Annotated in this window: 12 protein-coding genes; 3 read left to right on the top strand and 9 right to left on the bottom strand. The window is 63.2% G+C overall.

Annotated features, from left to right (window positions below; genetic code table 11):
- Positions 1 to 2: 2 nt before the first annotated feature.
- The 3 genes from M5C56_RS13855 to M5C56_RS13845 all read left to right on the top strand — a co-directional run bounded on the left by M5C56_RS13855 (position 3) and on the right by M5C56_RS13845 (position 3,634).
- Positions 3 to 683: a heavy metal response regulator transcription factor gene (locus M5C56_RS13855; RefSeq protein ID WP_103494538.1), complete on the top strand. Its 681-nt coding sequence runs from the start codon at positions 3 to 5 to the stop codon at positions 681 to 683.
- Positions 673 to 2,037: a heavy metal sensor histidine kinase gene (locus M5C56_RS13850; protein ID WP_103494537.1), complete on the top strand. Its 1,365-nt coding sequence runs from the start codon at positions 673 to 675 to the stop codon at positions 2,035 to 2,037. Before M5C56_RS13855 ends, M5C56_RS13850 begins: the two co-directional genes overlap by 11 nt.
- A 151-nt stretch (positions 2,038 to 2,188) precedes the next feature.
- Complete coding sequence (locus M5C56_RS13845) at positions 2,189 to 3,634, top strand: sensor domain-containing diguanylate cyclase (RefSeq protein WP_103494536.1); 1,446 nt, start codon at positions 2,189 to 2,191, stop codon at positions 3,632 to 3,634.
- A gap of 186 nt (positions 3,635 to 3,820) precedes the next feature.
- Here the strand turns inward: M5C56_RS13845 and lpxC are convergent, their stop codons facing one another.
- The 9 genes from lpxC to murD form a co-directional block, all read right to left on the bottom strand.
- Positions 3,821 to 4,732 carry a UDP-3-O-acyl-N-acetylglucosamine deacetylase gene (gene lpxC, locus M5C56_RS13840; RefSeq protein ID WP_103494535.1) on the bottom strand — a complete coding sequence of 304 codons (912 nt, stop codon included), beginning with the start codon at positions 4,730 to 4,732 and terminating at the stop codon, positions 3,821 to 3,823.
- Positions 4,733 to 4,844: 112 nt separating this feature from the next.
- On the bottom strand, positions 4,845 to 6,038 hold the full coding sequence (ftsZ, locus tag M5C56_RS13835; RefSeq protein ID WP_103494534.1) for a cell division protein FtsZ: 1,194 nt from the start codon (positions 6,036 to 6,038) through the stop codon (positions 4,845 to 4,847).
- A gap of 55 nt (positions 6,039 to 6,093) precedes the next feature.
- Complete coding sequence (ftsA, locus tag M5C56_RS13830) at positions 6,094 to 7,359, bottom strand: cell division protein FtsA (RefSeq protein ID WP_100941307.1); 1,266 nt, start codon at positions 7,357 to 7,359, stop codon at positions 6,094 to 6,096.
- Positions 7,360 to 7,373: 14 nt separating this feature from the next.
- A complete protein-coding gene (locus M5C56_RS13825) occupies positions 7,374 to 8,243 on the bottom strand; it encodes a cell division protein FtsQ/DivIB (RefSeq protein ID WP_103494533.1) in 870 nt (289 codons plus the stop codon).
- A 4-nt stretch (positions 8,244 to 8,247) separates the two neighbouring features.
- A complete protein-coding gene (locus tag M5C56_RS13820) occupies positions 8,248 to 9,204 on the bottom strand; it encodes a D-alanine--D-alanine ligase (RefSeq protein WP_103494532.1) in 957 nt (318 codons plus the stop codon).
- Positions 9,201 to 10,655 carry a UDP-N-acetylmuramate--L-alanine ligase gene (murC, locus tag M5C56_RS13815; RefSeq protein ID WP_103494531.1) on the bottom strand — a complete coding sequence of 485 codons (1,455 nt, stop codon included), beginning with the start codon at positions 10,653 to 10,655 and terminating at the stop codon, positions 9,201 to 9,203. Before murC ends, M5C56_RS13820 begins: the two co-directional genes overlap by 4 nt.
- On the bottom strand, positions 10,648 to 11,718 hold the full coding sequence (murG, locus tag M5C56_RS13810) for an undecaprenyldiphospho-muramoylpentapeptide beta-N-acetylglucosaminyltransferase (protein ID WP_103494530.1): 1,071 nt from the start codon (positions 11,716 to 11,718) through the stop codon (positions 10,648 to 10,650). The genes murC and murG overlap by 8 nt, the downstream gene beginning before the upstream one ends.
- Positions 11,708 to 12,922, bottom strand: a complete 1,215-nt coding sequence (gene ftsW, locus M5C56_RS13805; RefSeq protein ID WP_103494529.1) for a putative lipid II flippase FtsW — start codon at positions 12,920 to 12,922, stop codon at positions 11,708 to 11,710. The genes murG and ftsW overlap by 11 nt, the downstream gene beginning before the upstream one ends.
- On the bottom strand, positions 12,919 to 14,265 hold the full coding sequence (gene murD, locus M5C56_RS13800; protein WP_103494528.1) for a UDP-N-acetylmuramoyl-L-alanine--D-glutamate ligase: 1,347 nt from the start codon (positions 14,263 to 14,265) through the stop codon (positions 12,919 to 12,921). Before murD ends, ftsW begins: the two co-directional genes overlap by 4 nt.
- Between the last annotated feature and the right edge of the window lies 1 nt (position 14,266).

Here is a 14,266-nt window from a genome sequence, read left to right as displayed (position 1 = left end):
TCATGCGCGTTCTGATTATCGAAGATGAAGAAAAAACCGCCGATTACCTGCACCGCGGCCTGACCGAGCAGGGCTACACCGTGGACCTCGCCCGCGATGGCGTCGGCGGCCTGCACCTGGCGCTGGAAAGCGACTACGCGGTGATCATCCTCGACGTGATGCTGCCGGAGCTGGATGGCTTCGGCGTGCTCAAGGCGCTACGGGCGCGCAAGCAGACCCCGGTGATCATGCTCACCGCCCGCGAGCGCGTCGAAGACCGTGTTCGCGGCCTGCGCGAGGGCGCCGACGACTACCTGGGCAAACCCTTTTCCTTTCTCGAACTGGTGGCCCGCCTGCAGGCCCTGACCCGGCGCAGCGGCGGCGGCCACGAGCCGGTGCAGATCAGCGTCGCCGACCTCTGGGTCGATCTGATCAGCCGCAAGGCCAGCCGCGCCGGCATGCGCCTGGACCTGACCGCCAAGGAGTTCTCGCTGCTCAGCGTGCTGGCCCGGCGCCAGGGCGAAATCCTCTCCAAGACCGCCATTGCCGAGATGGTCTGGGACATCAATTTCGACAGCGACGCAAACGTCGTCGAAGTCGCGATCAAGCGCCTGCGAGCCAAGCTCGACGGGCCGTTCGAACAGAAACTGCTGCACACCATCCGCGGCATGGGCTACGTGCTGGAGAGCCGCAGTGCCAACTAACAGCATTGCCCTGCGCCTGAGCGGCTTGTTCAGCGGCGTGGCGCTGCTGGTGTTCCTGTTGATCGGCTGGGCCCTGTACCAGCAGGTCGGCGAGGGCCTCGGCCTGCTGCCGGAAGCCGAGTTGGAGGCACGCTCCAGCGTGCTGCTGTCCTCACTCAATCGCGACAGCACCCTGGAGCACTGGGCCAAGGTCAGCGCCAAGCTCAAGCAATTGGGCGAAGAGGACAAGCGCATTCGTTTCTGGGTGGTCAGCGGCGATAGCAACTACGAGTACGGCACCCCCGACGGCCTGGTTCGTGCCTTCGCCGAAGGCCCCGCGGGCATGCGCGACCTGCGCTTGCCGGGACACGCCTACCCCTTCAAGGTGCTGGTCAACGCCCTGCCGGCCAAGGGGCCTCGCCCACCGTTGAAGTTCCTGATCGCCATCGACACCGAAACCTTCCGACAGACCCAACACCACCTGCTGATCGCCCTGATCGGCCTGGCCATCGCCGGCATCGCCCTGGCGTCCGTGCTGGGTTACTGGGTGACGCGGATCGGCCTGAAACCCTTGATCAAGCTGTCCGAGGAGGCGCAGAAGCTGGCACCGCCACGGCTGTCCGGGCGCCTGCAGTTGTCACCGCTGCCGCCGGAGCTCAGCCAGTTCGTCAACTCCTTCAACTCGACCCTGGAACGCGTCGAGCATGCCTATTCGCGCCTCGAGTCGTTCAACGCCGACGTCGCCCATGAGTTGCGCTCGCCGCTGACCAACCTGATCGGCCAGACCCAGGTGGCCCTGACCCGCGGACGTTCGGCCGAGCATTATTTCGAGGTCCTGCAATCGAACCTCGAAGAGCTGGAACGCCTGCGCTCGATCATCAACGACATGCTGTTCCTGGCCAGCGCCGACCAGGGCAGCAAGGCCACCAAGCTGATCAGCACCTCGCTGGCCGGAGAGGTGGCGACCACCCTGGACTACCTGGACTTCATTCTCGAAGACGCCCAGGTCCAGGTACGGGTCAGCGGCGATGCCCAGGTACAGATCGAAATCGCCCACCTGCGCCGGGCGCTGATCAACCTGCTGAGCAATGCGGTGCAGCACACAGTGCCGGGCCAGGTGATCGTGGTACGCATCGAACGCGAGGGCGAGCGGGTCGCCATTGGCGTATCCAACCCCGGCGAAGCGATTGCCGCCGAGCATCTTTCGCGGCTCTTCGAACGTTTCTACCGGGTCGACGCCTCCCGCAGCAACAGCGGCGCCAACCACGGACTGGGCCTGGCAATCGTCAAGGCCATCGCCCTGATGCATGGCGGTGATGTGTTCGTGCGCAGCCGCGACGGGATCAATACCTTCGGCCTCTACCTGCCGGCCTGAAGCACTCCAGGGACAGAACAGCAAAGGCCAGTCTCAAGAGACTGGCCTTTTTCTTGCGTGGGCCGTATACATGCGCCAATAAACCGATGTAATCGAGAGTGCGACCATTCCTCACGCCCCGGCAAATTCCGTCAAGCCGCAAACCCTGCTGATGCTGGTCAGCGGAATGACGGTGATCGCCATGCTTGCCATCGTGACCTTTCTGCTGATCCGCGAGCGCGGCAGCGCCACCGAGGCCGCCGCGCGCTCGGCGAGCAATATCGTGCAACTGATCGACGCCGATGTATCGCGCAACATCGAGCTCTATGACCTCGCATTACAGGGGCTGATCCAGGCCTCGCAGCGCCAGGACCTGCGCACGGTCGCTCCCGAAGTCCGTCATCTCGCCCTGTTCGACCGCGCCTCGAGCACCTCGCACAAAAGCGATATCCTGCTGCTGGACCGACTGGGCAATGTGGTCGCCGACTCCCAGTCGGTCATCCCCAGGGCCGAGAACTTTTCCGATCGTGAGTATTTCCAGTCCCACGAGGGCGACCCGGACCCGAGCCTGATGATCAGCCACCCGTTCAAGTCCCGCCGGGCCCCGTATCCCTGGCTGATCAGTTTCAGCCGCAGGATGACCTCCGCGGACGGTGAGTTCCTGGGAGTGGCCGCCGCCGGCATGCGCCTGAGTTACGTCGATGAGCTGTTCATGAACCTGAGCGTCGGCAAAGGCGGTTCCATCAGCCTGGTCAGCACCGACGGCACCCTGCTGTCCCGACAAACGCCACTGCCCGACGAGCTGACCGGCCAGGACTTCAGCAACTACCCCAACTTCATCCGGATCCTGAAACAAGGCAACGGCAGCTTCAGCACCACCTCGGGGATCGATGGCAGCGAGCGGCTCTATACCTTTTCCCAGGTCGGCACGCTACCGCTGATCGTGGTGGTGTCCCAGTCCGCCGACGAAGTCTATGGCGCCTGGAAACGCACGACCCGCCTGGTCGGCCTGGCCACGGGCGTGCTCTGTATCGGCCTGCTCTGGCTCAGTTGGCTGCTGGCCCGGGAACTGCGCCGACGCCAGCGCGCCGAGCAGGAGCTGGCGCAGCTGGCCGCCACCGACTCGCTGACCGGCCTGGCCAATCGCCGGGCGCTGGACCAGGGCCTGGCGACCGAATGGGCGCGGGCACAGCGTTCCGGCAAACCGCTGTCGGTACTGATGATCGATGCTGATCACTTCAAGGCCTTCAACGACCGCCACGGTCACCCGGTCGGCGACGAGGCCTTGCGGCGGCTGGCCCAGGTGATCAGTGACAACATTCGGCGTCCTGGCGACATGGCGGCGCGTTATGGCGGCGAAGAGTTTGCCGTGGTGCTGCCGGAAACCGATGAGCAGGGGGCAATGAACCTGGCGCAAAAGATCCGCACGGCCATGGCCGCACTGGCGCCCTTCAAGGGCGACCATCGGGCGATTACCGTCAGCATCGGCGCCAGCACCGCCTCGCCGCCCAGCGACGGTAGCGTGGAGCAGTTGCTGCGCAAAGCCGACCAGGCGCTGTACCAGGCCAAGCACGAAGGCCGCGATCGTGCGGTGCATGCCAGCCTCGACCGGTTGTAAGCGCCCCCTGTAGGAGCGAGCTTGCTCGCGATGGACGTCAACGATAACACGCGGCATCTGATACCCCGCGGTGTCTGGACTACCCTCGCCGGAACGCCGCCCGGAGCAAGCTCGCTTCGACAAGGGAAGGGATATAAAAAAAGCCGCCCGAGGGCGGCTTTCAAATACAACAAAAGGAGAGAGTCGTTACACGGCCGCAACGGGACGCATGTAAGAGATCGGCGCGGTGCTGGCGTCTTCGAAGGTCACCACTTCCCAGGCATCTTTCTGCTCGATGAGCTTACGCAGAAGCTGGTTGTTCAGGGCGTGACCGGACTTGAAGCCTTTGAACTCACCAATCAGGCTATTACCCAACAGGTAGAGGTCACCGATAGCGTCGAGGATCTTGTGTTTGACGAATTCGTCTTCGTAACGAAGGCCGTCTTCGTTCAGTACACCATCCGAATCGACCACGATGGCGTTTTCCACACTACCGCCGAGTGCGAGGTTGTGCTTGCGCAGGTACTCGATATCACTCATGAAACCAAAGGTCCGGGCGCGGCTGACTTCTTTTACGAACGAAGTGCTGGAAAAATCCACGCTGGCACTCTGGATGCGGTTACGGAACACCGGGTGATCGAAATCGATCTCAAAGCTCACCTTGAAACCTTCGAAAGGCACGAAAGTGGCGCGCTTGTCGCCGTCTTCCACTGAGACTTCACGAAGGATGCGGATGAACTTCTTGGCTGCGTCCTGTTCTTCCAGGCCGGCAGATTGAATCAGGAATACGAAGGGTCCAGCGCTACCATCCATGATCGGGACTTCGGACGCGGAGAGCTCGACGTAGGCGTTATCGATGCCCAGGCCGGCCATGGCCGAGAGCAAGTGCTCAACCGTGTCCACCTTGACGTCACCGTTGACCAACGTGGTCGACATCGTGGTTTCACCAACGTTTTCCGCGCGAGCAGGAATCTGCACCACAGGGTCGAGGTCGGCACGACAAAACACGATACCGGTGTCCACAGGCGCGGGCTTGAGGGTCAGGTAGACCTTCTCGCCGGAGTGCAGGCCGACACCTGTAGCACGGATAATATTTTTCAGGGTGCGTTGTTTAATCATGGCATGGGCCGCTTCAGCGCAAATTGCGAACAGGTATCAACAAAGGCTGGCGATAATAGCAGACCAGGCCTTTGCTGAACACCAATCACCCTAATACTCCTGATACATTCCATCAATCGGCCTGGCGACGCAGGAAAGCCGGGATATCCAGATAGTCCAGGTCATCCTGCGGGTTCATCTTCGCGGCAGTCGCAGCACCGGCCTGGGCCTGGTTGCGCATGACGGTCGGACGATCCAGGTCACGGTAGTTCACCGACGGCAGTTCCTGACGCGAAGGTGCTTGCGTCTGGGCGGCAGCCGATTGGCTGGTCTGCAGCGTATTGTCGATGACCTTCACAGGCTTCTCGATACGCGCACCCAGGCCGGTGGCAACCACGGTCACGTGCAGCTCGTCGCGCATGTCCGGATCGATAACGGTACCGACCTTGACCATGGCGTGCTCGGAGGCGAAGGCTTCGATGATGCTACCCACGTCGGAGTACTCACCCAGGGACAGGTCAGGACCGGCGGTGATGTTCACCAGGATGCCGCGCGCGCCTTGCAGGTTGACGTCTTCGAGCAGCGGGTTGCGAATCGCCGCTTCGGTGGCTTCACGTGCACGGTTGGGACCGCTGGCGCAACCAGTGCCCATCATCGCCATGCCCATTTCGCTCATCACGGTACGCACGTCGGCGAAGTCGACGTTGATCATGCCCGGACGCTTGATGATGTCGGAGATACCGCGAACGGCACCGGCGAGTACATCGTCAGCCTTGGCGAAAGCCGACAGCAGGCTGGCGTCCTTACCCAGGATGGTCAGCAGCTTCTCGTTGGGAATGGTGATCAACGAGTCGACGCTTTCGCTCAGCGCGCGGATGCCTTCATCGGCGATCTGCATGCGCTTTCGGCCTTCGAACGGGAACGGACGGGTCACCACCGCAACGGTGAGGATGCCCATTTCCTTCGCCACTTCGGCAATGATCGGGGCCGCACCGGTACCGGTACCGCCACCCATGCCGGTGGTGATGAACACCATGTTGGTGCCCTGCAGCACTTCGGCGATGCGCTCGCGATCTTCCAGAGCGGCCTGACGACCGACTTCCGGATTGGCGCCGGCACCCAGGCCCTTGGTCACGCCGGTACCCAGTTGCAGGATAGTCCGCGCGCCAATGTTTTTCAGGGCCTGGGCATCGGTGTTGGCGCAGATGAACTCGACGCCTTCAATGTTGCTCTTGACCATATGGTTAACAGCGTTGCCGCCGCCACCGCCTACGCCGATAACCTTGATTACCGGACTTTGTGGGACGTTGTCTACGAGTTCGAACATGTTCCCTCTCCTTTCATTCTCTAGTTTTTTCGCCTACTTCTACTGCTTTGAAACTTTAAAAGTTGCCCTGAACCCAGCGCTTCAAGCGCTCCAGCACAGGTGCTTTCTGTTCTTCATCGCGATAGTCGTTTCTGTTGCCGCCGTTGTAGCCGGACAGGGAAATGCCGTCCGACTGCTTTTGCAGCCCGTACAGCAACAGCCCTACCCCAGTTGAATAGATCGGGTTGCGGACCACGTCCGACAGCCCTTTGACGCTATGCGGCACGCCCAGGCGCACCGGCATGTGGAAAATCTCTTCGGCCAGTTCGACCGCGCCTTCCATTTTCGAGGTACCACCGGTCAGCACGATGCCGGCCGGAATCAGGTCCTCGTAGCCGCTGCGACGCAGTTCGGCCTGGATCAGGGTGAACAGTTCGTCGTAGCGCGGCTCGACCACTTCGGCCAGGGCCTGGCGCGACAGCTCGCGTGGCGGACGGTCGCCGACGCTCGGCACCTTGATGGTTTCACCGGCACCGGCCAGTTTCGCCAGGGCACAGGCGTAGCGGATCTTGATCTCTTCGGCGTACTGGGTCGGGGTGCGCAACGCCATGGCGATGTCGTTGGTCACCTGATCACCGGCAATCGGGATCACCGCGGTGTGGCGGATCGCGCCTTCGGTGAAGATCGCGATGTCGGTGGTGCCGCCGCCGATATCCACCAGGCACACGCCCAGTTCTTTCTCGTCGTCGGTCAGCACCGAGTAGGCCGAAGCCAGTTGCTCAAGAATGATGTCGTCGATTTCCAGACCGCAGCGACGCACGCACTTCTCGATGTTCTGTGCCGCGTTCACCGCGCAGGTGACCACGTGGACCTTGGCTTCCAGACGTACGCCGGACATGCCCAGGGGTTCGCGAACGCCTTCCTGGTTGTCGATCACGTAGTCCTGCGGCAGGGTGTGCAGGACCCGCTGGTCCGCCGGAATCGCCACGGCCTGGGCCGCATCGAGCACACGCTCGAGATCCGCCGCGCTGACTTCACGGTCGCGGATCGCGACAATCCCGTGGGAGTTCAGGCTGCGGATGTGATTACCCGCCACGCCGACGAACGCCGAATGGATCCGGCAACCGGCCATCAGTTGCGCTTCTTCCACCGCACGCTGGATCGATTGCACGGTGGACTCGATATTCACCACCACGCCCTTCTTCAGGCCACGGGAAGGATGGGTGCCGATACCGACGATTTCCAGCGTGCCATCGGCCGCGACCTCGCCCACCAGTGCCACCACCTTGGAGGTACCGATATCCAGTCCGACGATCATTTTGCCGCTTTGCACGTTTGCCATGGTCCTGCCTCTTCTTAATTCTTCGCAACGGCGGGTTTGGCCGTCACGGGTGCCACAGGTTCCCGCCATCCGACGGCCAGGCCGTTGGAATAACGCAGATCGATGCTGGCAATGTTCGTAATCTGTTCTTTCAGCGTTTTTTCATAAATGGCAATAAAACGGCGCATCTTCTCGACCAGATGATCGCGGCCCAACAACAACTCGATCCCCGGCCCCGAGCTGCCCGCGCCGGTGGTCAGGAACCAGCTGCCGCGTTCACGCAGTTCCAGCCGGACAATCGAGAAACCCAGCGGGCGCAGCATCTGACTCAACACCTGATACTGCTGCATCACCTGTTGCTGGGCCCGTTGGGGACCGAACAACTGCGGCAGATGCTCGTAGTTCGCCAGTTCCCGTGGCGCGAACGCCTGGCCCTGGTTGTTCAACAACGCCCCGTCGCCCCAGCGGGCCACCGGCAATTGCTCTTCCAGGCGGATCACCACCTGGTCCGGCCACACACGCCGGACCTCGGCATGGGCGATCCACGGCATGGTTTCCAGCTCGGTGCGCATGCTCGCCAGGTCGATGGTGAAGAAGCTCGACGCGACGTACGGCGCGATCCGCTGCTGCACCGCCTGCTGGCTGATGTAGCTCAGGTCGCCCTGCACGTTGATCTTGCTGATCGGCCGATCGGCATAGGGCAACAGGCGCTGGGCACCTTCGTAGGTACCGAAACCCAGGGCCACCAGCAGCACCGGCCACATCAGCCGCTTGAAAATGCTGAAGTTGGCTTTCGGCAGGCGCACCGACATCGGCTCTTTAGCCACCATCCGGCTGGCACCCCGCGGCACCGGCTTGTTACGGCCGGGGGCGGGTGACTGATGACGAATCGATGCGCCGTGCATGGTCTTAACCTCGTACCTCGATGCTTGCCGCCAGGATCGCCAGCACCAACTGCTGGAAATCCAGGCCGGCGGCCCGCGCGGCCATGGGGACCAGACTGTGGTCGGTCATGCCCGGCGCGGTGTTGACTTCCAGGAACCAGAACTGCCCGTCGGCGTCCTGCATCACGTCGGCCCGGCCCCAACCGGCGATACCGAGCGCCTCGCAGGCCTTGGCCGTGAGGTCCATCAGTTCCTTTTCCTTGGTGCTATCGAGGCCGCAGGGAATCCGATACTGGGTATCGGAAGCCAGGTACTTGGCGTCGTAGTCGTAGAACGAATGCGGGGTGCCGAGGGCAATCGGCGGCAGGATCTGGTCGCGCAGGGTGGCGATGGTGAACTCCGGACCTTGAATCCACTGTTCAACCAATACTTGCGAATCGTAGGCGGCGGCGGCTTTCCAGGCGGCGATCAGATCGTCGGCGCAGGTCACTTTGGCCATCCCAATACTGGAGCCTTCATGAGCAGGTTTGACGATCAAAGGGAACCCCAGTTCCGCGCCGGCTGAAATACAGTCGGCCGCGGAACTCAACACGGCGTGACGCGGTGTCGGAATCCCCAGGCTGTGCCAGACCTGCTTGGTCCGCAGCTTGTCCATGGCCAGCGCCGAGGCGAGGATGCCGCTGCCGGTGTAGGGAATCCCCAGGCATTCGAGCAGGCCTTGCATGCTGCCGTCTTCACCGCCGCGACCGTGCAGAATGATAAAGGCGCGGTCGATCTTTTCATTGAGCAGGCGTTGCAGGAAATCGTCGCCCACATCGATACCGAAGGCGTCGACACCGGCGCTTTGCAGTGCCTCAAGCACCGCGTTGCCGGACTTCAGCGAGACCTCGCGCTCGGCGCTCTTGCCGCCGAACAAGACGGCGACGCGGCCGAAGGCTTTCGGCTCGACGGTCGAGAACAGGTTGGCGTAGGCAGCGGTCATTTCGACTTCTCCTGGCTGGCTACGGCAGTGGCGAACAGCGGGCTCTTGAGCAATTGCGGGGCAAGGCCACCGATATCGCCGGCACCCTGGCAAAGCAGGATGTCACCGGGCAGCAGCAACGGCTTGACCAGCGGTGCCAGTTCGACGCCACGCTCGATATAGATCGGGTCGAGCTGGCCGCGCTGGCGAATGCTGCGGCACAGCTGGCGGCTGTCCGCGCCCGGAATCGCTTCCTCCCCGGCTGGATAGACTTCCATCAACAGCAGGACATTGGCGTCGGCCAGCACCTGGACGAAATCGTCGTACAGGTCGCGGGTGCGGGTGTAGCGGTGCGGCTGGTAGACCATCACCAGACGGCGCTCCGGCCAGCCACCGCGGACAGCCTTGATCACCGCCGCGACTTCGGTCGGGTGGTGACCGTAGTCGTCCACCAGCATCACGCTGCCGCCGTCCACCGGCAGTTCGCCGTAGACCTGGAAGCGTCGACCGACGCCCTGGAAGCCCGACAGCCCCTGGACGATGGCTTCATCGCTGATGCCCTCGTCGCTGGCGATGGCGATGGTGGCCAGGGAGTTGAGCACGTTGTGGTTGCCCGGCATGTTCACCGACACGTTCAGCGGCTCGCGGTCGCGACGCAGCACGGTGAAGTGGGTCTGCATGCCGGCCTGGCGAATATTGATCGCACGCACGTCGGCGTCTTCGTGGACACCGTAGGTCACGGTCGGACGGGCGATCTGCGGAAGGATCTCGCGCACCACCGGATCGTCCAGGCAGACCACGGCCAGACCGTAGAACGGAAGGTTGTGGAGGAACTCGACGAAGGTCTTCTTCAGCTTGTTGAAGTCGCCTTCATAGGTGTCCATATGATCGGCGTCGATGTTGGTGACCACGGCGACCAGCGGCTGCAGGTGCAGGAAGCTGGCGTCGCTTTCATCGGCTTCGGCGATCAGGTAGCGGCTGGTGCCGAGCTGGGCATTGGTGCCCGCGGCATTCAGTCGGCCACCGATGACAAAGGTCGGATCGAGGCCACCGGCGGCGAACACCGAGGCGATCAGGCTGGTGGTGGTGGTCTTGCCGTGGGTACCGGCGACGGCGATGCCGTGGCGATAGCGCATCAGCTCGGCCAGCATCTCGGCGCGCGGCACCACCGGAATGCGCCGCTCCAGGGCGGTGGCCACTTCCGGGTTGGACTTGTTCACGGCACTCGACACCACCAGCACATCGGCGTCGGCGGCGTTCTCGGCGCGGTGGCCGATAAAGATGTGGGCGCCGAAGGACTCCAGGCGCTCGGTCACCGGCGAGGTCTTCAGGTCGGAACCGGACACTTCATAGCCCAGGTTCAACAACACTTCGGCAATCCCGCACATGCCCACGCCGCCGATCCCGACGAAGTGGATACGACGGATACGGCGCATTTCCGGTTGCGGCATGGCTTTCTGATTCTCAACCATGGGCCACCTCCAGGCAGATCTCGACCACGGTGCGGGTGGCATCTGGCTTGGCCAGGCGGCGGGCAGTGCGCGCCATGCTGTTCAGTCGTTCCGGTTGCATCAAAACCTCTGTCAGGCGAGCCGCCAGGTCGGCGGCGCCAGTCGTTCTTTGCGGCAGCAGGAAGGCAGCGCCCTCCCCGGCCAGATATTCGGCATTGCGGGTCTGGTGATCGTCGATCGCATGGGGCAAGGGCACCAGCAACGAGGGCAGACCGGCGGCGGCCAGTTCACTGACGGTCAAGGCGCCGGCACGGCAGACCACCAGGTCGGCCCAGCCATAGGCTTGGGCCATGTCTTTGATAAACGGCGCCACTTGCGCCTCGACGCCGACCGCCTGGTAGCGTTCGGCGGTGATTTCGTCGTGATTGCGCCCGGCCTGGTGAAACACTTCCGGACGGTATTCGGCCGGCACTTGCGCCAGGGCTTCGGGCAACAGCTTGTTCAACGGCTCGGCACCCAGGCTGCCGCCCAGGATCAGCAGGCGCGCGCGGCGTCCGGCGAGGTCCTGGCGCGGGGTTTCCAGGAACAGTTCGGTGCGCACCGGGTTACCGGTGGTCCGACGTTTGTCCGAAGCGCCGAAGGTATTCGGGAAAGCTTCGCAGACCCGGGTCGCCAAGGGCACCAGCAGCCGATTGGCGGTACCCGCCACGGCGTTCTGTTCATGAACGATCACCGGAATACCGGCCATCCGCGCGGCAACACCGCCGGGGCCGGTCACATAACCGCCAAAGCCCAGCACACAGACCGGCTTCAGTTCACCCATGACCTTGCGTGCCTGCCACACCGCCTTGAGCAGGACGAACGGCGCCTTGAGCAGCGACAGCTTGCCCTTGCCCCGCAGGCCCGTGACCTGGATCAGGTGCAGCGGCAACCCGGCGCCCGGCACCAGTTCATTCTCGATACCCCGCGGCGTGCCCAACCAGTGCACCTCGTAGCCGCGCGCCTGGAACTCCCGCGCGCAGGCCAGCGCCGGGAACACGTGTCCGCCGGTGCCACCGGCCATGATCAGCACTTTATCGGCCATGGGGTGACTCCTCGGCGAAGTCACTTTCATCGAACTCCATCTCTTCACTGCCCAGATGGGTTCGACTCTCCCACTCGATACGCAGCAACAAGCCGAGCTGGGCACAGCAAATCACCAACGAACTACCGCCGTAACTGAGGAACGGCAGGGTCAGGCCCTTGGTCGGCAGCAGGCCGACGTTCACGCCGATATTGATCAGGAATTGACCGATCCACAAAAAGGCCAGGCCGTAGGCCATATAGGCGGCAAAGAACTGCTTGGCCTTTTCCGCCCACAGGCCGATGTACATGGCCCGCACACTGACGAAAACAAACAGCGCGACCGTGAGCAGCGAACCCACCGCACCCAGCTCTTCAGCCAGTACGGAGAACACGAAGTCGGTGTGCGCTTCAGGCAGGTAGAACTGTTTCTGCACGCTGTTGCCCAGGCCCACGCCCAGCCATTCGCCACGACCGAAGGCGATCAGTGCCTGGGTCAGCTGGTAGCCGGAACCGAACTGGTCGGCCCAGGGGTCGGTAAAGGTGGTCAAACGCGCCATCCGGTAGGGTTGCGCCTTGATCAGCACCACCACCGCCACCACCGCGAGCATGACCATCAAGCCGAAGCGCAACAGCCCGACCCCGCCGAGGAACAGCATCGCCGCCGCCGCGCCCATCATCACCACGGTGGCACCGAAGTCCGGTTCCATCAGCAGCAGGCCGGCCATCGGCAGCAAGACGATGAAGGGCTTGAAGAAGCCCATCCAGCTTTCGCGGACTTCCTTCTGTCGCCGCACCAGGTAACCGGCGAGGTAGATCACCACGAAGACCTTGGCGATTTCCGAGGGCTGCACGTTAAAGAAGCTGAAGCCGATCCAGCGCATCGAACCGTTCACCTCGCGGCCGATGCCCGGTAGCAGCACCATGACCAGCAAGCCGAAAGCACCCACCAGCATCATGAAGCCCATCCGCTGCCAGGTGGCGATCGGCACCATCATGGTGGCAATGCAGGCACCCAAGCCGATGACCATGTAGATCAGATGGCGAATCATGTGGTACAGCGCGTTGCCCGACTGCACGGCGGCGACTTCCGAGGACGCCGAGGTGATCATGACCAGACCCAGCCCCAGCAGCCCCAGGGCACCGGCCAGCATCGGAAAGTCAACATCGACGCCACGCCCGCTGATGATCGGCGACGGATAGGGTTTGATAATGTTGAAATTCATACCAACCCCTCCACGGCCTGGGCGAACAGGCGCCCGCGTTCTTCGTAGTTCTTGAACATGTCGAAACTGGCGCAGGCCGGCGACAGCAGCACCGCATCACCCGGCTCGGCCAGCTCGGCACAGCGCTGCACGGCCTCGTTCAAGCTCTGCACGCGAATCAGCGGTACGGCGTCGCCCAGGGCCTGGGCCAGGAGTTCAGCATCGCGGCCGAGCAGGACCACCGCACGGCAGTGGCTCGCAACCGGGCCGCGCAGGCCGCTGAAGTCCGCGCCCTTGCCGTCGCCACCGGCAATCAGTACCAGCTTGCCGGCAATATCGGCCCCCAGGCCTTCGATGGCGGCCAGGGCCGCACCGACGTTGGTGGCCTTGGAGTCGTTGTAGTAGTTCACGCCGTTCAACTCACGGACCCACTGGCAGCGATGCTCGAGGCCGGCGAAGGTCCGCAGGCTCGAGAGCATGGCGTCGAACGGCAGCCCGACCGCATGGCCCAGGGCCAGGGCCGCCAGGGCATTGGCCTGGTTGTGGGCGCCGCGAATCCGCAGTTCGCTTACTGGCATCAGGTTCTGGAATTCGAAGGCCAGGTACTTCTCGCCATTCTCTTCGCGCAGGCCGAAAGCCTTGAAGTCCGGTTTGCCGAGGCCAAAGGTCCAGCACGGCAGGCCTTCGCTCATCAGCGGCCGGGACAAGGCGTCCTGACGGTTGACCACCACCTGCCTGGCGCCATGGAAGATTCGGTGCTTGGCCAGGTGATAGGCCGGCAGGCCGCTGTAGCGGTCCATATGGTCTTCGCTGACATTCAGCACGGTGGCCACTTCGGCACCGAGGTGGTCGGTGGTTTCCAGCTGGAAGCTCGACAGTTCCATCACGTACAGCTCGACATCGTCGCTGAGCAAGTCCAGCGCCGGGGTGCCGAGGTTGCCGCCGACGGCGACGCGCTTGCCGGCCGCGGCCGCCATTTCGCCGACCAGGGTGGTGACGGTGCTTTTCGCATTGGAACCGCTGATGGCGACGATCGGCGCCTTCGCGTGACGCGCGAACAGCTCGATATCGCCGGACAATTTCACGCCACGGGCGGCCGCCGCTTGCAGGGCCGGAGTCGCCAGGGCCAGGCCAGGGCTCACGTAGAGCTCGTCGGCACGGCAGAGAAATTCGACGTCCAGCTCGCCACAACGCACTTCCACCTGCGGATAGTCACGGCGCAGCGTGGCCAGCTCCGGTGGATTTTCCCGCGTATCGGCCACGGCAAAGGCAATGCCCCGGTTCGCCAGGAAGCGAACCAGGGACATGCCGCTCTTGCCGAGGCCGACAACGATGCGGAAGTGGTCAGAAGCGATCAGTGACACG

The organism is Pseudomonas sp. MWU13-2862, from assembly GCF_023242495.1.
GTDB lineage: Bacteria > Pseudomonadota > Gammaproteobacteria > Pseudomonadales > Pseudomonadaceae > Aquipseudomonas > Aquipseudomonas gingeri_D.
The sequence above is the reverse complement of the archived record's forward strand: the minus strand, read 5'-3'. Positions and strand labels throughout refer to the sequence as shown.